The organism is Flavobacterium sp., assembly GCF_027533505.1.
Classification (GTDB): domain Bacteria; phylum Bacteroidota; class Bacteroidia; order Flavobacteriales; family Flavobacteriaceae; genus Flavobacterium.
This window is the reverse complement of the sequence record NZ_JAPZUB010000056.1, coordinates 14,037-35,115: the sequence shown is the minus strand read 5'-3', so window position 1 is coordinate 35,115 and position 21,079 is coordinate 14,037. Positions and strand designations below refer to the sequence as shown.

The window sequence follows — 21,079 nt, the reverse complement described above, 5'->3', positions numbered from 1 at the left end:
TATTATAATGAAAAAAGGTTCAACTTTATGTGTTGAACCTTTTTTTGGATTTGGGGTGTTGAAAGGGTTAGACTTTTCCGAGGGTATACAATTGCTCCATAGTAGGTGTGGCGCTACCTCCCGCAGGTTCAAGAGTAATTCCAAAAGCTTGGGCATCATCCGTAGTTTCCACGGCAAAAACTTTAGCTGAATTTTTGGTAAAATCGTTGAGTAAACCTATGCTCGTTGGCGTGAGTGTTGGGGTTAACTTTAACGACCATATTTGATAGACTTTTCCTTGGGGCGGCTCAGGCAATCCCGAGACATCGACATAAACTTGTTGTGTCTTTTGATTCCAATAAATAGTCGCTGTGGCTTGCGGTGCAACGGTTTGCCCTGCCAAGGCAACGACTGTATTTTGACGATCGCGAATCACCTGCAAAGCGACTTCTGTTTGTTGCTTTTCAAGGGTTAACGTGACAACCGATTTTTGTAAATTCGATTTTTCCGTTTCGGTCGATTTCAATTGTGTCGTCACTTCGTTAGTTTGGTTGTACTGGAAAACGACACCCAATAGCAAAGCAATCGAAGCGGCCCAACCCAGGTACATGGTCGTGTTACGACGACGCGGTATTGGGATAACAGAGGTTGATGTGAGTGCTAAAGAAGTTTTTAACCGTTCAAATACGCCCGCAGATAGGGCAGGAGCCAAACTTGAGGAAAGGTTAATAACCGATTTTTCAATGGCAATGATTTCCTCATTAACCTCATTTTCTTTTTTTGCTAGTGACGCAATTGCTGCCGTTTCTTCAGTCGTTAAAACGCCGTACACATACAATTCGAGTTGTCCAGATTCAATTATTTCTGCTGCTTTCATGATACGTTCAAATACGTTCTTAAATCATTTATACAATTCCGATTTTGGGTTTTTACCGTTCCAAGAGGAAGATTCAATTCTTCAGAAGCCTCTTGCTGGGTATATCCCTTGAAAAACAACAAATCCAACAACTGGATGCATTTGGGTTTTAATTTTTTCACAAAATCTTTAATCCCAATAGTGTCTATGCGATGGTTCATGCGACTGTTGTCTCCTACCATAGATACGAAGTTTTCTACTGATAGGTTTTTTTGGCTGTTGTTATAGCCTTTAGAGCGGAGTTTGTCGATGGCCGTGTTTCGAGCAATGTTTAAAATCCAAGTGTAAAAACGACCTTTGCTGTCGTTGTATGTGTCGATGTTTTTCCAAATTTTGACAAAAGCTTCCTGCAGCACATCTTCGGCTTCTTCCGAATCTTTAATTAAATTCGAAATCACCGCAAATAAACTTTTGGAATACATGTCATACATCGTAGTAAAAGCCCGCTCGTCCTTATTTTGTAAGAGCGGAATCAATTGTTCCTGGGTCATAATAGCGTCTATTAGTTTCACAAATTTTATTTAGAGTTACATCATCTACGTAAGTTCGAATCTTTTGGATTTTATTTTTTTGAAAATTAACATAAATTTTGGAGGTGCTTGGCAAAAGTGTTTAATTTTTTTATTGTATTTTTAAACAAAAATAATTCATGAAACTAAAATTAATCACCGTTGCCTTAATTTACGGTTTGCTTTCATGCAAACAAAGTGAAACATCGATAGCCCAAGCAGCTATTCCAGCGACACAAAATGAAACCCCTATGGCCAAAGAAACGATTTACCAATTTAAAGTAGAAGATTTGGAAGGCAATACCTTTGATTTTTCGTCTTTAAAAGGAAAGAAAATTTTAATTGTGAACACCGCTTCCAAATGTGGATTGACACCACAGTACAAAGACTTGGAAGCCTTGTATCAAAAGTTTAAAGATAAAAACTTTGTGATTGTGGGTTTTCCAGCCAATAATTTTGGACAACAAGAACCGGGAACCAATGCGGAGATTGCGTCTTTTTGTCAAAAAAATTACGGCGTCAGTTTTCCTATGATGGCAAAGGTTTCTGTAAAAGGTAGTGATATGTGTGAAGTCTATCAGTTTCTTACCCAACAAGCCCGAAATGGGTTGCAAGACAGTCGGGTGGAGTGGAACTTTCAAAAGTATCTCATCGGAACCGAGGGTCATTTGGAGCAAGTGATTTCGCCTCAAATTTCGCCCATGGATGCCAAAATCGTGGATTGGATTTCTAAATAATAGCTTCCCCTGCTCGTCAGGGGATTTTTTTTGAACGATGATGAAGAAAAAATCCGTACTTTTACCACCCAAACAGCACACTTCTCCATGAGTCAAAAACTACTACTCAATGCTACCGAAGTACACATTATCCTGCATCGTTTGGCTTGTCAGTTGATCGAGAACCATTCCGATTTTCAGCATACCGTATTGATTGGACTGCAACCGAGAGGTAAATATCTTGCGCAACGGTTAACTCAATTGTTGCAAAATGATTACGGGGTAACCTCCATTCGGTTGGGATTTTTAGACATCACTTTTTTTCGCGATGATTTCCGTCGCAGTGGAAAACCTTTGGAGGCCAATAAAACACAAATCGATTTTTTGGTTGAAAATCAAAAAGTCGTTTTCATAGATGATGTTTTGTTCACCGGACGAAGTATTAACGCTGCGCTCACAGCAATTCAATCCTTTGGGCGTCCTTCGGAGGTGGAGTTACTAACCCTAATCGACCGGAGATTTAGCCGTCATTTACCCATTCAACCCGATTACCGCGGACGTCAAGTAGATGCCATCAACGATGAAGTTGTCAAAGTTTGTTGGCAAGAAAAAGAGGGCGAAGATGCCGTTTATTTGGTCACACAACCTTAATGCAACACACCCATGTCTGAACTTTCTGTCCATCATTTGCTCGGCATCAAATATCTAAAACCACAAGATATTCAACTGATTTTTGAAACCGCCGATCATTTTAAAGAAGTGATCAACCGACCCATCAAAAAGGTTCCATCCCTACGTGATATTACCATTGCCAATATCTTTTTTGAAAACAGTACCCGTACAAAGTTATCCTTTGAATTGGCCCAAAAACGTTTGTCAGCCGATGTCATTAGTTTTTCGGCAGCCCAATCGTCGGTCAAAAAAGGAGAGACCCTTATCGATACCGTCAATAATATTTTGGCCATGAAAGTAGATATGGTGGTCATGCGTCATGCGCACCCTGGCGCGGCTTATTTCTTGGCGCAACATGTCAATGCAAGTATCATTAACGCTGGCGATGGCGCTCATGAACATCCTACGCAAGCGTTACTTGACAGCTATTCCATACGCGAACGTTTGGGCGATGTGGCTGGAAAAAAAGTGGTCATTGTGGGCGATATTTTACATTCGCGGGTAGCGCTTTCCAATATTTTTGCCCTCCAAATGCAAGGTGCCGAAGTACGTGTATGTGGCCCCAAAACGCTCATTCCTAAGTATATTGAAAGTTTAGGTGTCAAAGTAGAATCCAATTTGCGTCAAGCCCTCGAATGGTGTGATGTGGCGAATATGCTTCGTATTCAAAACGAACGTTTGGATGTTTCGTATTTTCCTTCCACGCGGGACTATGTGCAGCAATATGGCGTCAATCAAGCGCTTTTGAATTCGTTGTCCAAAGAAATTGTGATCATGCACCCTGGGCCGATCAATCGTGGAGTTGAAATTACCTCCGAAGTCGCTGATGGTGCCCATTCAGTCATTTTGGATCAAGTAGAAAATGGCGTGGCTATTCGAATGGCGGTCATTTATTTGTTGGCTTCAAAATTAAAACCCTAATGAAAGTAGAAACAAAAGGACATACCACTATTGTTCGGGATACAGTCGAACCCGTAGCCGATTTTTGTGCCAAAGTGACCCGTGAGCATGGGCAATTTGTACCCCAAAATCTAATTATTGATTTAACGCATATCGAAGTTGATGTAAACGCAGTAAAACTTTTTTCTCCTTTGGCTAAAACCCATCAAAAAGGAAAAAAGTCCTTTGTAATTGTGGTGAAAGCCATTGACTTTAATGCTGTACCCGCGCATTTGCATGTTGTACCTTCACTGCAAGAAGCGCATGACATCATCGAAATGGAGGAAATTGAACGTGATTTAGGATTTTAATATGAGCAATAAAACCTTTGTATATATTTATACCGTAGTTTTATTTGGACTGACCTTTCTTTTTGTGCGAAGGTTGTTCGAGAACATCAAAACGGGCGACTTTGATTATTTGAAGTTAGGACTCAATTTGGGAATCATTATTGTATTGATTCTTAAAATTATTCGCCTTGGAAAAATTGAAAACCAAAAAACCGATTCGTAATTGAAACTCACAGTCCTCGGTTGTTACGCCGCTACCCCGCGTACTTTTTCTAATCCTACATCACAGGTATTAGAAATCAAAAACCATATTTTTTTGATTGATTGTGCCGAAGGAACGCAAGTACAATTGCGAAAAAGCAAGATTAAGTTTTCCAAGATTAACCATATATTTATTTCTCATTTGCATGGGGATCATTTTTATGGACTCATCGGACTCCTTTCTACCTTCATGTTACTCAATCGAGAAAACGATTTGCATGTTTACGGTCCCAAAGGCATCAAGGAAATTAGTTTATTACAACTTCGCGCGTCAGGGTCGTATACCGGTTATAACTTATATTTTCATGAGTTAGAATCCACCTCCTCCGAAATCTTATATGAGGACGAGAAAGTTCGGGTAGCTACCATTCCGCTCAACCATCGCGTCTATACCAACGGGTTTTTATTTCAAGAAAAAAATAAAGAACGAAAACTGAATATGCCAGCCATCACCGAATTGGAAATCGAGCCGGTGTATTTTCGAAAAATTCAATACGGTGGCGACATTACCCTCGAAGACGGCCGTGTGATACCCAACGAAGTACTTACGTTTGATCCTGCCATGGCGCGCAGCTATGCCTATTGCAGTGATACGTGTTATGATGCGCGCATAGTGCCCTTGATCAAAGGAGTAGATTTGTTGTATCATGAAAGTACTTTTCTGGAAAATGAATGGCATCTCGCCGAACGAACGATGCACGCTACAGCTAAGCAAGCCGCTTCCATCGCTTTGCAAGCCGAGGTCCGTCAACTGCTTTTAGGGCATTTTTCAACCCGTTACGGCTCGACGGAACCATTTAAAACCGAAGCTGAAACTATTTTTCCACACGTATGGCTTGCCGAAGATGGGAAAGAATTTGAAATACCCCAACGGTAAACTTATCGTACTTTACCGTAATTTTGTAAAAAAAAATCATGCACGATTTAGGCGATTACCGTAAAAGTTATACCAAAAGCGAGTTACTGGAAACTCAAATACCTGAAGATCCTATCAATCTCTTTCATCGTTGGTTTCATGAAGCCGAAGATTTCGGGGGCGTCGATGAAGTTAATGCCATGACGGTTGCAACCATTGGATTGGATGGTTTTCCCAAATCACGCGTAGTATTACTCAAAAAGTACAACGAAGAAGGTTTTATTTTTTACACCAATTATGAATCCGAAAAGGGGAGGGCCTTAGCCGTAAATCCGCAGGTATGCCTTTCTTTTTTCTGGCCGGGTATCGAAAGACAGGTCATCATTAAAGGCACTGCCGAAAAAACACCAGAGGCCGTTTCTGATGCGTATTTTGACTCACGACCCGACGGTAGTAAATTGGGAGCCCTAGTCTCAGCACAAAGTCAACCCATACCCTCCCGCACTTTTTTGGATGAAAAGTTAAAAGACCTCGAACAAACCTTTGCACAACAACCCATTCCAAGACCTGCGCACTGGGGCGGTTATCTCGTCCGTCCTCATTCGGTCGAATTCTGGCAAGGGCGTCCCAACCGACTTCACGATCGCATTCGGTATACACTTCAGGCTGACTTCCACTGGAAAATAGAACGTTTATCTCCATAAATTGTAAGAAAAATACCTATAAATTTAAATTTATAGTGTAATTCATCGATTTTATTTGTCACTTTAACGGTATAGTAGTAAGTTTGGGTAACCAAATCAAAACAACGTTCATCAATTACTAACTGACAAGATATTTGCCCCACATCTATCCGTCAAAACTTAACCTACTACTATGAAAGCAAAACTACTTAGAATGTTTTTACCAATCGCATTGGTGTTTACATTAGTATCGTGTTCCAAAGATGAAGAAGCTACTTCAACCAACGATTATCGATTAGTCACTGCTTATGATTATACCGCAGAAGAAACGGATTTAGCTACCCGTTTAAACGATTACCGTGCCAGCCAAGGGTTAAACCGCTTGGAAATCGTAAACCACATCTCATTCAAATCCTTTGAGCATAACGAATACATGATTGAAAATAATGTGGTAAGTCACGACCTATTTGAGGAGCGTGCCGACAATATCAAGCATGTATTGGGCGCTGTACGGGTAGGTGAGAATGTAGCTTACAATTTTTCAACTCCAGCCTCTGCATTGAATGCTTGGTTGAATAGCCCAGGCCACAAAGCCAACATCGAAGGCGATTACACCCACTTTGGCGTATCAATTACCATTAATCCCGCCAACGGACGCCGTTACTTTACGAACATATTTATGAAAAGATAATTGATTTATAGTTTTGTTTGATTTTGAAATGACCACTCTCCGGAGTGGTTTTTTTTTGTTTTATGTTGGGCAGCAACACAATTCCACGTTCTTTACAACCCGATCCGGCTTTCGCCTATATCCCCGATATCCATCGGGGGATGCCGGCTCTATCCGGGCTGAGTACAACCTCATTTTTCAAAAAGCACTGCAGGATAGAACGGTGCAATCAACATTTGATGTAAAGGCAATTTTTAAGGCTTTTCGTTAGCTTTAAAAAATGTTCTATGACGATTTGGATTAGTGATTACTCGAAAGCTTTGAAAGCCTTAAACCGTATTTGAACTTGCCTTTCAGAAAATACAAGTTTCGCGTTCCATTTGCTTTTAAATGTAAACCGTACCCGCCTGCAATAATCGTTTGTTTGAATGCATTTAAGCATGGATTTATCATTATGTAGCAATGATATTCAGAATGTTTACAACGCGGCCTTGTAAAGGCAACAAAGCGGGAAAAGTGCACTGCAAATGTTGTATCGTCCATCCTTGATGGAAGCGTACTTTAAGGGAATGGAAATAGAGGGGGAGTACAATGAAAAACGCCCCACATTAAGCAGGGCGTTTTCGGGTTTAAACAATTTATAATTGCGATTATAATTTAGTAATGATGAATTCTGAACGACGGTTGGCTTGGTGTTGTTCTTCGGTACATTCGGACTTGTTGGTTGGTTCACAAGCACAATCGTTAACCAATTGTGACTCTCCGTAACCTTTGCCTGTCAAACGACTCGCAGCAATACCATTTTTGATCAACCAAGCCACGGTAGATTTTGCTCTACGATCAGATAAGGACATGTTGTACTTATAAGTTTGACGACAGTCGGTATGCGAACGCACATCGATTTCCATTGTAGGATATTGTTCTAAGATATCCAAAATTTTGGCCAACTCAACGGCAGCATCCGGACGGATATTTGATTTATCTAAGTCAAAATAAATGATCTTAATACCAAACGCTTTAAATAAGTCGTCGCCAACCGTTACAGGTTTAACCGTGCGCTCCATTTCTACATGAACAAACGTTTTACCAGTTTCATTCGCGGTCATTAAAGGAGTATCGACTGTGTTGTATTCCGGTAAAGTAGACTTGATATAAAACTTGGTTTCACAATCTTGCGTACCAAAATCAAATTTTCCTTCTGCATCGGTTTTCATTTCCTTCAAGATTTTGAAGTTTTGATCTTGCAACACTACGGATACCCCTGCCAAAGGTTTGCCTGTTTCTTTGTCGGTAACAATACCGTGTACCGCTTGTTCACAATCGACCAATCGGGTGTTTTCTTTGAAACGGTAAATGTCATCATTACCATTACCCCCTTCGCGGTTGGAAGATACGTATCCTGTTCGGTCTTTGGCGTTAATAATGAAAGCAAAATCATCTTTATTGCTATTTACAGGCTCACCCACATTGTGTACGCGTTTGAAACTACCATCGGGTTGTACTTTGGCCATAAATACATCCAAACCACCTAATCCAGGGTGTCCGTCAGAGGCAAAGTAAAATTCCCCGTCGGCAGCAATCATTGGAAACGTTTCACGTCCCTCAGTGTTGATTACATCGCCTAAGTTTTCGGGAGTTCCAAAAGTGCCATCGCCATTGATAGCCACTTTATACAAGTCAGAAACTCCTTTAGTTCCAGGCATATCCGAAGCAAAGTACAATGTTTTCTCGTCTGCGCTCAAGGTTGGGTGCGCCACTTGGTAATCCTCACTACAAAAAGGTAATTCTTTGATATTTACCCATTTTCCATTTTCTAAGGTTGCAGTGTAGATTTTCTGTAACGTAGACCCTTTACTGTTTTTCTCACGTTTGGTCAAAAAGCTGTTTCGAGTGAAGTATACGGTTTTTCCATCTTTGGTGAAGGCTGATGTCGATTCATTAAAACGTGAATTCAAACCTTCATTCATACGTTTAGGATTGGATAAAGCTCCTTGTTCCCCCAGGTCAGCAGTGTACAAATTGGTAAAACTTTCTCCGGTCCAAGTGTGTTTACGTTTTCCTATTCCTCCCGTATCGCGGGCAGTAGAGAAAACAACTTTAGTGCCATAATAGGACGTTCCATAATCCGAGTACTCCGAGTTTATGCCTGCGTTTTCAAGCGTAAAGCGTCCTGAGTTTTTCTTGATTTGGGCCATATAGTCCTTTTGCGATGCCGCCAATTTAGCACGTTGCTCATTCCCACTTTTTTGGTTAAAAGCAGCCATCATCTCATCGGCTTTTTTATAATCTTTTGTTGCCTTTAATGCTTGAGCATAACGGAAATAGTATTCAGGAGTTACCTCTTTGGTAAACGCAAATAATTCGGTGTACCATTTGGCTGCATTGTCATAATCTCCTTTGTAATAATAGGAGTCTCCTAACTTTTGCAGCATATCTTGAGATTTGTATCCCTTCGCAAAAATACGTTCGTAGGTTTTTATCGCATCAACATAGGCGTAGTTATCGTATTGCTTGGTTCCTTTGGCCACTTTGTTATTTTGAGCCGTCAAAGTACTACAGGTAGCAATGGCGATTAAAGCGATATGTAAAAATTTATTTTTCATGGTGTGCTGGTAATTAGATTAAAAGAATCTTGGTGATACAATTCGATCATCGCGTCTGAATAATTCAAAGCGCAAGAAAATCTCGTGAGATCCTGAGTTATAGTTTGCCAAACGTGTGGTTTCCAAATCATACGCATATCCGGCAAATAAACCGTCTGTAATTTGAAATCCAACCATAGCACTCATGGCTGCACCCCAACGCCAAGCAGCACCTAGCGTCAGTTTTTCTTGAATTAAGAAGTTACCAGAAACATCCAATTGAAAGGGAGCCCCTTCAACAACTTTAGACAAGAAAGCGGGTTTGAATTTTAAATTGGGTGACAAATCAAAAACGTATCCACCAATTAAATAAAAGTTCATTCGCTCTTTATAAACGGCCACATCATTATCATCGTAACGCTTGGTTTCAAAGAAATTAGGAACCGACAACCCAACATATGATTTATCAGAGTGGAAATAAACGCCTGCCCCTACATTCATACTAAAGTTGTTATTCAAATTTTGTAATAAGGGGTCATTTGGATTTTGATAAGTCAAACGCGTAACATCCAAGTTGAATAAGTTCCCTGTTGCTTTTACTCCAAAGGATAATTTATAATTCTCTGAAGTTTGAACCGAGTAGGAAACATCCGCTGAAATTGTATTTTCAGACGTTGGACCTATACGATCGTTTACAAAAGATAATCCTAGTCCCAAATTGGTAAATTCAATAGGAGTGTTCATCGAAAACGCATTGGTTACCGGTGCTCCATCTAAACCTACCCACTGAGTTCGGTGTAACCCGAAAAAGCTCATCACACCACGCGACCCTGCATAAGCTGGATTGATATTGATGGTGTTATACATATATTGCGTATACTGGGCGTCTTGTTGAGCAAAGCTCATCCAACCCGTTAACAGCATTCCGAAAATTAAAATTCTTGTTTTCATTTATTTGGGTGTTAAATTAACAACCGGGGGTTAGGGCATAACCCCCCGTTGATAGATTATCTTGACAAATACAAATATCCGTTTTTAGTTACAAAGTTACCATCCGCTTTTTTATATTTCAAAATGTAGAAGTAGGTACCTGTTGGTAATTCAGCAGACTGATTTACGGTTGCTCTACCTTCTGAAATTCCACGGAATACTCTTGAAGTGTTGTCGTAATTTGTAGTATCAAATACTTTCACACCCCAACGGTTGTAAATTTCAACCGTATTTTCCGGGTAACATGTAATATCTTGAATATTTTCAATGATAAAGAAATCATTAGCACCGTCACCATTTGGTGTAACTGCATTGTTAACAATGATAGGTTGACAAGCTGGTAATACAGTACAAACTTCATCATTTGCATTAATAGATACTAAGAATTCAATCGGACACGTTGCTGTTGGTAATGTATACTTAATTACATAAGTGTCATCAGGCAATTGGTATGGATTAAATACTCCAGTTGTTGTATTTAAACCTCCTGAATTGTTCATGTCAGTCCAAGTTCCAGAAGTAGTATCTGTACCAGGGAACTGCGTAGCAATAACAGCAGCAATATCAATTAATAAAGTATTATCATCGGTACATACAGCCTCAGGATAAGCATACTGATTTGTCGTTGCATTAACAGTAACGTTTACAGTTTGTGTATACGTGTTTGTGTTATTACAACTATCAGAAACTGTCCATGTACGAACAATTGTATACGATCCATTAACAGGTGTAGTACTTGTTTCATTAAACACTACAGTAACCGTAGCAGCACAGTTATCTGTAAACTGTAATTCTGGAGCTGCAGGAACTGCATCACAAGTAGCACTAATTACAGTTTGATATGCTGTTGCAATCTGAGGCGCTGTCGTATCTTGAACAGTTACGGTTTGAACGTGCGATGTTGTGTTATCACAAGCATCTGTTGCCGTCCACGTACGTGTCAAGGTATATGCACCAGGACAAGCCCCCGCAGTAGTTGCTTCGTTGAAAGTTACGTTAGCTGCCCCACAGTTGTCAGTAGCAGTAAGGGTAGCCGCAGCAGGAACGTTAGAACATTCCGCTGTTACATCTGCAGGTAATGATTCTACGAACGTTGGGTTGGTTGTATCTTGAACAGTTACGGTTTGAACGTGCGTGGTTGTGTTACCACAAGCGTCTGTTGCCGTCCACGTACGTGTCAAGGTATAAGCACCAGGACAAGCTCCCGCAGTAGTTACTTCGTTGAAAGTTACGTTAGCCGCCCCACAGTTATCCGTAGCGGTTAAAGTTACCGCAGCAGGAACGTTAGAACATTCCGCCGTTACATCCGCAGGTAACGTTTCTACGAAAGTTGGGTTGGTTGTATCTTGAACCGTTACGGTTTGAACGTGTGATGTAGTGTTGCCACAAGCATCTGTTGCCGTCCACGTACGTGTCAAGGTATAAGCACCCGGACAAGCCCCCGCAGTAGTTACTTCGTTGAAAGTTACGTTAGCCTCACCACAATCATCCGTAGCGGTTAAAGTTACCGCAGCAGGAACGTTAGAACATTCCGCTGTTACATCCGCAGGTAACGCTTCTACGAACGTTGGGTTGGTTGTATCTTGGATAGTAATTGTTATAGTAGCAGTGTCACAGTTATTTGGGTTTAAAACTTCACAAATTTGGTAAGTGAAAGTATAAGTTCCACAACTACCCGTCTCAGTAAGTGAAATATTTCCATTGGTATCAATTACAATATTTGGTGCTGCACCAGATAGAATTGTAAAGTTTACTAATCCACTAGTTATTGGTAATCCATTCAAAGTATCATTTGAGATTGCATTACCTAAAGAACCGTTAGCTGAACAAAGAATTGTAAAGTTGTCATCGTTAGCAATGATCTGTGGTAGATGAACAGTAACAAATACTGTAGCAGTATCACAATTCGAAGGATTGATTACTTCACAGATTTGATATACCAATTGGTATGAACCCGCAGGTGTACCAGGCGCTACTACCACATCAGTACCAACAAGGGTAATACCTGGATGGGTAGAAGAAACGAAAGTAGTATTCACTTGAGAAGCCACCACAGGCTGCCCGTTTAAGGTATCGTTTACTAAAACGTTAGTGAATGAAGTTCCACCTGCAAAACCGTTTACAGGAGTTCCTGCATCGTCATTAGCCACAATGATAGGCGCAGCAACAGTTACTGTTACGATAGCGGTATCACAGTTCGATGGATTTACGATTTCACAGATTTGGTATACTAAAGTATAATTACCGGCCGGAGTTCCAGCAGCTACATTCACCGCACCCGTTGTAGGATCTAAAGTTACATTTGGATTTGAAGTAGAAACTTGGGTTAAATTTACCTGCGCTAATACTACAGGCTGTCCGTTTAATGTATCGTTAACCAATACATTAGGTACTGCTGTGCCACCAGTAGCGCCATTAGCGCTTCCAGAATCATCAACAGCATTAATAACAGCAGCTGAGACAGGTACTGTAACTGTTGCAGTATCACAGTTGGTTGGATTGGATACTTCACAAATTTGGTAAACTAAAGTATAGTTGCCAGCAGGGGTACCTGGAGCAACAACAACATTGTTACCTGATAATGTTACCCCAGCATTGGATGTTGAAATTTGCGAAATAACTACTTGTGATGTTGTCACTGGGTTTCCATTCAATGTATCATTGATTAAAACATTGGTAAATGAAACTCCACCCGCAGCACCAACAACCGACGAACCGGCATCATCATTGGCGATAATTTTATTACAACGCGAAATCGTAAATGGAATAAAACAACCGCTTGCACCAGCAGGTACAGCATAATAGGTTACGGTTGAACCGGGTGTAATTGGAAAGGGGTTTGTGCTTGTATATTGAATCGTATTGGAATCTACAGGGAATTCATTGTAGAAAGAAGAGCCTACAGGAAAACTTGAGGCTACATCAGTGACAGGAACCGTATTTCCAGAACCACAATACGCAAAGTTTCGAATTGCAGGTACCCCTTGACAATTTGCATTAACATAATTGGTTCCATTTATTGCAATTGATATCGATTGTGTAATAGGCTCCCCAATACATGTTCCGTTTGAGGTGTGACCTTGAATTAAAGGACGGTTATTAAATACTACTCCTGTTATTGCACCTGTACCAGATAAAGTACCATTTACTAATATGGCATTACCACAAGCACTATTATTTAAAATAGTACAATCCGTTGTCGCTCTTAATTTAAATGTCAAACGAGCCAACACTTGGTTGGGAGTAGTAGGTAATGGTAAACGACCAAAATCCCAAACAATTGAACCTGTAGCCCCTAATGAAGGGTTAAACGTGATTGAATTGGGTGTTGGAAGCGGAGTAAAAAATACACTACCCGAAGCCGTATTAGGTACATAAGTCGCATTGTAAGGGACAGGAATCACAATTTTTGCATTGTTGATTGCTTCGGTACCTTGATTGCGAATATCAACCGTAAAAGTCATGTCTTGACCAGGCTGAATTGTGTAAGGTGCTGCAGAGACATTGACACCATTGAGTTGTGTTACAGTCAATAAACCTTCAGGTTCTGGAATATAAGCATCAACCGCCATGGTGATATTAAAAATAGCATATACGTCACCACCACTTCCGTATTGGAAATTGGTTGACGTTTGACTATTTCCAATAATAGCGTTATTGGTGTTATTCAAATTAAACATGGAAATATCGATCCCCGTATTATTTTGTAAATTCGGATTACGAGTATTTCCACCGGTCGCTATGGACGAGTTAAAAAAGTTAGAGGCGCTATTACCACTGTGCGATAAATTAGTATAATTAGCGGTGTTTAGATTCTGAATTCTGAAAAAATCACCAGTAAGGCTAACATCCCCTTCAGAAGCCATCAAACCTAATTTGACACCTACATTTCCGTTTTGTACGGTGTTAAAACCAGAAACCGGTAGGTTCGTTGTTGATAAACCATTCATGTATGCATGACCGTCAAAAATTGTGATGTCTCGGTACTTCATTTTGGAGTTTTCATATACAACTACTATACCCCATCCTCCAGAGTATCCTGTTCCACCTCCGTTACCATCACGAAGAGCAATATCTGCTACTGTATAAGTTCCCAAACCGTTTTGACGAACATAGTCTGTAATTTCTGTATATCCAGAATAGATGTAGTCTGATGTGTTAGTTGGGTAATAAATGTTATTATTAGTAGCCGTCATCATAGTATATGTAGATGCGCTAGGACCTCTTAACATTACTCTTCGTTTATCAAATTGTTTTGTGTAACTAGTTCCATTAATGGTACGAATTACATTAAAAGTATTTGAAGTTCCAGCAGTGGATTGACTAGCCCGACCTGTCCAATATAATCCAGCAAAAACGATTTTAGAACAAGAAGGGATAGCTCCATTTTCTGTTGAGAAAGTTAAGTTAGCTGAAGAGGAGTTAAAAGTAGGACTTCCTCCTAATCCAATGGGTGAATTACCATCAACATCAACATATACCATAGTATTATTGTTGTTATTAGTATTATTCCCATAGTTTTGTAAGGTCAGGTTGGTATTACCAATCATGGTAAAATCTCCTTTCACATTGTAAACCGTTTGTGTAGGCGTAAACGAAGAGGTACGTTGTGAAAACGGAACATAAACCTGTGCATGAAGCAAACTTAAGCTTCCAAAAAGAAGGATGAGCTGAAGCAGTAAAAAGTGGGTTTTGTTCGATTTGAAAGTCATATAGTTGTTTTTCATGGTATTCAACTTTTAAATAAACTGGATTAAGATCCAGGTTCGCTTTTAAATACAACAATATAGTTTGTTCCAGCTGACGTTACTACCTGCGAAATTTGAGGTAGCGTGTATGGAAAAGCTGTTAACACATACACATAACGAAGCTTGGTGAAACTTGATAGCGTATTCAAATTTAATGCACCGATAATTTGGGAAGGTTCGTCAATGCGAATAGTAATCAATTCGATGGTTTGTTTTTGAAAATTTGCCTGTGGTAAACGGATAAATCCGTTGAAGTCAGTATAGACATTTACAGGTGTACTACCGTAGGTTTTGACTACGTTGTCGAAAAAGTAAACCGAGGACTGTACCTCGAAGACCAAATCCTTCAAGCGCGTGCGCTCGGGATCATTTCCACCATTGATGTAGGCATCTAATGATCGGACTGATGGGGCATTTTGCCTGCCCTGTGCAAAGACTTCGCTTGAAAACGTGAAGAATAAAGTCAATGTGATGACTATAAAACTCCAAAACGAGCGGGAACCATGGGGTTTGTTCATGTTTGATTTATTTGGGTTGATACTATTCATGTTTTATACTTTTAGGAAAAAGTTAACATTGTTCAAAATTATGTTGATAAGTTTTGCTATTTCAATTTTATCTGTGAACTGCGCTAAAACTCGTTAAACTTCCATTTTTCCATGTTTTTCAATCATTCGTCGAAAAATATATGTTTTTCAACGACATAATTTTCAGCATTCATCGATGTTAAAACGCATTTAATACTACAAACGAAGTCAAAAAACATCGACAAAATGCATACTTTTAACAAATCGTAAGTACAGTGTTAAATTTAGCTGACCAAATAAAAAATCGATAAAGTGTAAAAAAAATGGATAAAAGGCAAAAAAAGACATATATAACATGTAAAATCTTACAAAAAAAATGAAATTCAGTCTTTCACTAATACGACATGCTAAATCTTCTTGGGAATTTCCTTTGGATGATCGATTGCGCCCCTTAAATGAACGTGGAATTACGAATGCCGAAAATATGCGAAAAGAGTTACTTCGTCAGCAATGCATGCCTCAAAAAATCTATTCAAGTCCGGCAGTTAGAGCTCGAGCAACAGCAAAACTAATCACGGCGAATCAAGAGGTGCCATTTCCAACTCTTGAAATCGTCGAGGAACTTTATACGTTTGATGTAAACGATTTAGAACGATTCGTTAAAAAAATGAAACCTGAATACACTGAGGTATTTCTTTTTGGTCATAACAATGCTATTACAGATTTTGTTAATAAATTTGGGGACTTGTTTATTCCTAATGTTCCCACAGCAGCTTGGGTAACAATTGCATTTGAAGCAGAAAGTTGGGCTTCAATCACTAAAGGAAAAACAATACGATTTATAACTCCCAGCGCATTACAAAATGACAAACTCACGTAAATTCACTTATATTGACCGCGAAAAAAGTTGGCTCACCTTCAATGCTCGTGTTCTTCAAGAGGCCGCTGATCCCACAGTTCCTTTGCTCGACAGACTTCGTTTTTTAGGTATTTTTTCCAATAATTTAGATGAATTTTTCAGGGTGCGTTATGCGGCTATTCGTCGTTTAAGTCTCTCTGGACAAACTGGTGAGAAAATATTAGGCGGAATCTCTGCGCAACAATTAGTAAAAGAAATCACTGAAATAGTTATCAAGCAACAATCCGATAGTCTTCGTATCCTTAGCACCATTGAAAAAGAGTTAGAAAAGGAAAATATAGTTATAGTTAACGAAAATCAACTTTGTCAAGAACATCAAAATTTTGTTCATGATTTTTTTATTCAAAATGTTAGTCCAGAATTAGTTACGGTCATTTTAAATGATTTGGCTGAATTTCCACTATTAAAAGATACCTCCGGCTACTTGGCGGTCAAATTGGTTATGCGAAGCGAAAACAAGTCAGGTTTATTTGGGAAAATGAAACCGAAAGAAGTCCGTTACGCCCTTATAGAAATCCCCAAAAACATCAATCGCGTTGTGGTTTTACCTGCCCTTGAAAACAAACAATATATTATGCTTTTGGATGATGTGATTCGCTATAACTTGAGTTCCATATTCAATATTTTCGACTACGAAAGTATTTCTGCTCACATGATCAAAATTACTCGCGATGCCCAATTGGATATTGATAGTGATTTGAATAAGAGTATGTTACAGAAAATTGCGTCCTCTGTCAAAGAGCGTCGTGTTGGTGAACCTGTACGGTTTGTCTATGATACCATGATTGATAAAGATACCTTAAGTTTCTTCCTTAATCGAATGGGTATTGATAAATCAGACAGTGTGATTCCAGGCGGACGTTACCACAACCGTCGTGACTATATGGATTTCCCCAACTTAGGACGATTTGATTTATTGTATCAAAAGAAAGTACCGCTACCCGTTCCGGGACTTTCATTGGAGGGGAATATGTTACAAAAAATTGCGCAAAAAGATTATTTGGTGTATGCCCCTTTCCAATCGTTTTCTTACCTCATTAAGTTTTTACGAGAAGCCGCCTTAGATCCTAAAGTTACTTCCATAAAAATTACATTATACCGTCTGGCCAAAAACTCGCAAATTATTAGTTCCCTCATTAATGCAGCTAAAAATGGCAAACGGGTTGTAGTTCAAATTGAATTGCAAGCCCGCTTTGATGAAGAAAGTAATATTTCGTACTCAGAAATGATGCAACAAGAAGGCATTGAATTGATTTTTGGCATCAAAGGATTAAAAGTACACAGTAAAATTTGTGTTGTCGAACGAATAGAAGAGCATAAGTTAAAACGATACGGATTCATTTCTACAGGTAATTTCAATGAATCATCGGCCAAAGTGTATACCGATGTCACCTTATTTACGAGTCATCAACAAATCCTTAAAGATGTTACTAAAATTTTTGAGTTTTTTGACATCAATTACCGTTTGCACCGCTACAAACACCTTATTGTTTCCCCTCATTATACAAGAAATCGCATCTATAAATTAATTGACCGCGAAATTCTCAATGCTACCCTCGGCAAAGGAGCAACGATTGATTTAAAAATGAATTCACTCTCTGATTTTGAGATGATTGATAAACTGTATGAAGCGAGTAATGCGGGGGTAAAAATTCGTTTGCAAATACGTGGAATTTGCTCATTAATTCCGGGAGTTCCTGGGATGAGTGAGAATATTCAAGCCATAAGTATCGTCGATAATTTACTAGAACATGCCCGCGTTTTTATTTTTGGAAATGAAGGGAACCCCGATATCTATATTTCTTCGGCCGATTTTATGACGCGAAATCTTGACGGTAGGGTAGAAGTTACTTGCCCCATTTATCAAGCCGATATCAAAAAAATTCTTATCGATACGTTTGAAATTGGATGGAAAGGAAATGTGAAAGCCCGTTTTCATTCCGAAAAATTAGACAATCGTTACCGGACGCGTGATGAACATTCGCCCGTATTTAGAGCACAATATGAAATGTATGCCTATTTTCAACGCCTCTATGATGAACAACCCTTACTCCCTTAATATAGCCCCAAACCTATGATTGCAATTCGTAAATATGCTGCGATTGATATTGGTTCCAATGCGATGCGCTTGTTAATCACTAACATTGTAGAGCAAGAAGGAAAAGAGCCGCAGTTTAATAAGTCCTCTTTAATTCGGGTGCCTATTCGTCTAGGGCAAGATTCATTTACCACCGGAATCATTTCTCAAGAAAATGCATTACGCATGGTCGATGCCATGGAAGCATTTCGATTGTTGATGAAAGTCTACAAAGTTGAACGTTATAAAGCCTGTGCTACTTCGGCTATGCGCGATTCGTTAAACGGACCCGATGTGGTGAAACTCATCAAGGAAAAAGCAACTATTGATATTGAAATTATTGACGGAAAAACCGAGGCCATGATCATTGCTTCCTCCGATTTACACTCCTTTATTACAGCCGACAAAACGTATTTGTATGTCGATGTTGGGGGAGGTAGTACAGAGTTTTCCTTGTTTTCTGAGGGTAAAATGATTGCCTCCAAATCCTTCCGAAACGGAACCGTACGTTTACTCAATGATCGCGTTCCCGATGAAACATGGAATGCCATCGAAGAATGGGTGCGCACCCAATGTCAACCTTATGACGATGTTATTTTAGTGGGATCTGGTGGCAACATTAACAAGCTCTTTAAACTGTCAGGAAAATTACCCGATCAGCCCCTTTCTTATCTGTATTTAAATGCACAATATCAATATTTAAATTCGTTGACTTATGAACAACGTGTAGCAGAATTAGCGCTGAATACAGACCGTGCCGACGTAATTATTCCAGCGACAAAGATTTATTTAAACGCCATGAAATGGAGTGGAGCTAGAAAAATCTATGTTCCTAAAATTGGTCTCTCCGATGGCATCGTAAAGGCAATGTATCACGGAAAAATTGAATCTATAAAGTTCTAAAAAACGTTATACATCAAGGTCAAATTGTTTCCGCAACAATTCCAATGCAGGATTGATTTCTTGTAGTCGAAGGTACTTATCTTGGGGCGTAAAGGCAATTTTACTTTTAACTTCTTCATTGACTTCGACTTCAAGTCCGATTTCATGATTGTGTAGTTTGGCGCGTAAAAATGCAACAAGCTCAGGCTTTTCTTTGTCAAAGTCCAATTTTGACCCCTGATTGGGTAACGTATGAATAATGGTAGTGCCTTCCAGTCGCGGATCATTGATGCGCAATAATGCCTCCATAATTTTGTGCCCTTTGTCATTTAATCGGTCGGCATATTTATACCATTGTTCCAATAGTTCTGTGGCTGTAAAAGGTTCCGTTGGCAACGCTTTTTGTTCTTCGCGAACTGTATTTTTTTGCTGTTCCAACAGTTCCTTTTTCGCACGAATACTCGATAGCGACAAAGCCGAAACTTTTCCTATTTCGGTCTGACCAGGCACTATTGTTTGTAAAGGTTTGGAAACAGGTGGTTCGATACGCGATGCATCCGATTTGGGAACTTCCAATGGATCCGATACCGGTATCACTGCTGCTGAAGGCTGAGGGATGCTAGTTTCAATGGCTGGTGAGGATGTCGTTTCTTTTTTCTGATTTTTTAGTTCAGTGATGGAGTATTTACTTGTGCTGTAATACGTTGGCGGAATTATGAAGTCAACTTTTTTTTTTCTCCATCAAAGGAGATGGAGCACAATTGCATCAGAGTAAGTTCTACTAATAAACGCTGATTTTGCGATGTTTTATACTTTAAATCGCATTCGTTGGCCAAGGCTATGGCTTTTAGTAAAAAGTCACTTTCACATTTTTCAGCTTGTTCTTTATACAGCATTTGTGCCTGTTCTCCCGCTTCCAATAAGGCAAGTGTCGCTGGATTTTTACATACCATCAAATCTCTAAAATGCGATGCCAAACCCACAATAAAGTGATGGCCATCAAATCCTTTGGCCAAAACGTGATGATAAGCTACTAAAATTTGAGGAATGTCATGGGCTAAAATTAAATTGGTCATCGCAACATAAGTCTCAAAATCCAATACATTGAGATTTTCAGTCACTGCTTGACGGGTCAAATTTGTTCCACAATAGGATACCACACGGTCAAAAATTGACAGGGCATCTCGCATAGCGCCATCGGCTTTTTGGGCTATGATATGTAAAGCATCATCTTCAAATTGCACCCCTTGACTTCGTGCTACTTCCGCTAAATGCTCTTTGGCATCATTGACGGTGATTCTTTTGAAATCAAATATTTGACAACGCGATAAGATGGTTGGAATGATTTTGTGCTTTTCTGTAGTCGCCAAAATAAAAATGGCATGCTTTGGGGGTTCTTCCAATGTTTTCAAAAACGCATTGAAAGCCGCCGTGGACAGCATGTGAACCTCGTCGATGATGTACACTTTATATTGTCCCGTTTGGGGTGGGATGCGTACCTGATCAATCAAATTGCGAATGTCATCTACCGAATTGTTGGATGCGGCATCCAATTCAAACACATTAAAGGCAAAGTCTTCATTGGGGTCGTCATACCCTGGCTGATTGATTTTTCGGGCAAGGATACGTGCACAGGTTGTTTTTCCTACTCCTCTAGGACCTGTAAAAAGTAACGCTTGCGCCAAGTGATTGGTTTCAATGGCATTCAATAACGTATTGGTAATAGCCTGCTGTCCCACAACATCTTTAAACGTTTGCGGACGGTATTTTCGGGCAGATACTACAAATTGTTCCATGAATCTCAATTGGATTACAAATATAGTTTTTTTACAAAATCAGTTCGCTTACCCCATCCCTTTTTCA

General features: G+C 39.6%; 19 protein-coding genes. 11 read left to right on the top strand and 8 right to left on the bottom strand.

Translation table 11 applies throughout. The features are described from left to right. Positions 1–67: 67 nt before the first annotated feature. Together O9316_RS11515 and O9316_RS11510 are read right to left on the bottom strand one after the other, a co-directional pair. Positions 68–856 carry an anti-sigma factor gene (locus O9316_RS11515; protein WP_298204566.1) on the bottom strand — a complete coding sequence of 263 codons (789 nt, stop codon included), beginning with the start codon at positions 854–856 and terminating at the stop codon, positions 68–70. After that, the gene (locus O9316_RS11510) at positions 853–1,386 is read right to left on the bottom strand and encodes a sigma-70 family RNA polymerase sigma factor (RefSeq protein WP_298204596.1); all 534 of its coding nucleotides are present in this window, start codon (positions 1,384–1,386) and stop codon (positions 853–855) included. Before O9316_RS11510 ends, O9316_RS11515 begins: the two co-directional genes overlap by 4 nt. Before the next feature lie 269 nt (positions 1,387–1,655). Between O9316_RS11510 and O9316_RS11505 the strand changes: the two genes are divergently transcribed. The 8 genes from O9316_RS11505 to O9316_RS11470 all read left to right on the top strand — a co-directional run bounded on the left by O9316_RS11505 (position 1,656) and on the right by O9316_RS11470 (position 6,512). Continuing rightward, a complete protein-coding gene (locus tag O9316_RS11505; RefSeq protein WP_298204595.1) occupies positions 1,656–2,141 on the top strand; it encodes a glutathione peroxidase in 486 nt (161 codons plus the stop codon). Between the two features lie 87 nt (positions 2,142–2,228). Next, entirely contained in the window at positions 2,229–2,771 is a 543-nt protein-coding gene (pyrR, locus tag O9316_RS11500; RefSeq protein ID WP_298204565.1) for a bifunctional pyr operon transcriptional regulator/uracil phosphoribosyltransferase PyrR, read from the top strand. 12 nt (positions 2,772–2,783) lie between these two features. Then, a complete protein-coding gene (locus O9316_RS11495) occupies positions 2,784–3,713 on the top strand; it encodes an aspartate carbamoyltransferase catalytic subunit (RefSeq protein WP_298204564.1) in 930 nt (309 codons plus the stop codon). Next, entirely contained in the window at positions 3,713–4,042 is a 330-nt protein-coding gene (locus tag O9316_RS11490; RefSeq protein WP_298204563.1) for a ribonuclease Z, read from the top strand. The genes O9316_RS11495 and O9316_RS11490 overlap by 1 nt, the downstream gene beginning before the upstream one ends. A 1-nt stretch (position 4,043) precedes the next feature. Beyond that, positions 4,044–4,244, top strand: coding sequence for a hypothetical protein (locus tag O9316_RS11485; protein ID WP_298204562.1), 201 nt, complete (start codon positions 4,044–4,046; stop codon positions 4,242–4,244). Then, on the top strand, positions 4,245–5,159 hold the full coding sequence (locus O9316_RS11480; protein WP_298204561.1) for a ribonuclease Z: 915 nt from the start codon (positions 4,245–4,247) through the stop codon (positions 5,157–5,159). A gap of 38 nt (positions 5,160–5,197) precedes the next feature. After that, complete coding sequence (pdxH, locus tag O9316_RS11475; protein ID WP_298204560.1) at positions 5,198–5,842, top strand: pyridoxamine 5'-phosphate oxidase; 645 nt, start codon at positions 5,198–5,200, stop codon at positions 5,840–5,842. 193 nt (positions 5,843–6,035) lie between these two features. Further along, positions 6,036–6,512, top strand: coding sequence for a CAP domain-containing protein (locus O9316_RS11470; RefSeq protein WP_298204559.1), 477 nt, complete (start codon positions 6,036–6,038; stop codon positions 6,510–6,512). A 629-nt stretch (positions 6,513–7,141) separates the two neighbouring features. On the opposite strand, the gene O9316_RS11465 is transcribed toward O9316_RS11470, so the two are convergent. The 4 genes from O9316_RS11465 to O9316_RS11450 are packed head-to-tail and all read right to left on the bottom strand — an operon-like array spanning position 7,142 to position 15,359. Next, complete coding sequence (locus tag O9316_RS11465; protein WP_298204558.1) at positions 7,142–9,094, bottom strand: OmpA family protein; 1,953 nt, start codon at positions 9,092–9,094, stop codon at positions 7,142–7,144. An 18-nt stretch (positions 9,095–9,112) separates the two neighbouring features. After that, on the bottom strand, positions 9,113–10,024 hold the full coding sequence (locus O9316_RS11460; RefSeq protein ID WP_073365306.1) for a type IX secretion system membrane protein PorP/SprF: 912 nt from the start codon (positions 10,022–10,024) through the stop codon (positions 9,113–9,115). Positions 10,025–10,080: 56 nt separating this feature from the next. Then, positions 10,081–14,790 (bottom strand): gliding motility-associated C-terminal domain-containing protein, encoded by a 4,710-nt coding sequence (locus tag O9316_RS11455; RefSeq protein WP_298347219.1) that lies wholly within the window; start codon positions 14,788–14,790, stop codon positions 10,081–10,083. A gap of 26 nt (positions 14,791–14,816) precedes the next feature. Beyond that, positions 14,817–15,359 (bottom strand): hypothetical protein, encoded by a 543-nt coding sequence (locus O9316_RS11450; protein ID WP_298347217.1) that lies wholly within the window; start codon positions 15,357–15,359, stop codon positions 14,817–14,819. A 355-nt stretch (positions 15,360–15,714) separates the two neighbouring features. On the opposite strand from O9316_RS11450, the gene O9316_RS11445 reads away from it, so the two are divergent. From O9316_RS11445 to O9316_RS11435, 3 genes are read left to right on the top strand one after another with little or no spacing between them, the layout of a single operon-like run. Next, entirely contained in the window at positions 15,715–16,218 is a 504-nt protein-coding gene (locus tag O9316_RS11445; protein ID WP_298204555.1) for a histidine phosphatase family protein, read from the top strand. After that, entirely contained in the window at positions 16,202–18,316 is a 2,115-nt protein-coding gene (ppk1, locus tag O9316_RS11440) for a polyphosphate kinase 1 (RefSeq protein ID WP_298204554.1), read from the top strand. Before O9316_RS11445 ends, ppk1 begins: the two co-directional genes overlap by 17 nt. Before the next feature lie 15 nt (positions 18,317–18,331). Beyond that, entirely contained in the window at positions 18,332–19,237 is a 906-nt protein-coding gene (locus tag O9316_RS11435; protein ID WP_298204553.1) for an exopolyphosphatase, read from the top strand. A 6-nt stretch (positions 19,238–19,243) separates the two neighbouring features. Here O9316_RS11435 and O9316_RS11430 read toward each other — a convergent pair whose 3' ends face one another. Continuing rightward, on the bottom strand, positions 19,244–19,813 hold the full coding sequence (locus tag O9316_RS11430) for a DNA polymerase III subunit gamma/tau (RefSeq protein ID WP_298204552.1): 570 nt from the start codon (positions 19,811–19,813) through the stop codon (positions 19,244–19,246). 116 nt (positions 19,814–19,929) lie between these two features. Further along, complete coding sequence (gene dnaX / locus O9316_RS11425) at positions 19,930–21,012, bottom strand: DNA polymerase III subunit gamma/tau (protein ID WP_298204551.1); 1,083 nt, start codon at positions 21,010–21,012, stop codon at positions 19,930–19,932. Between the last annotated feature and the right edge of the window lie 67 nt (positions 21,013–21,079).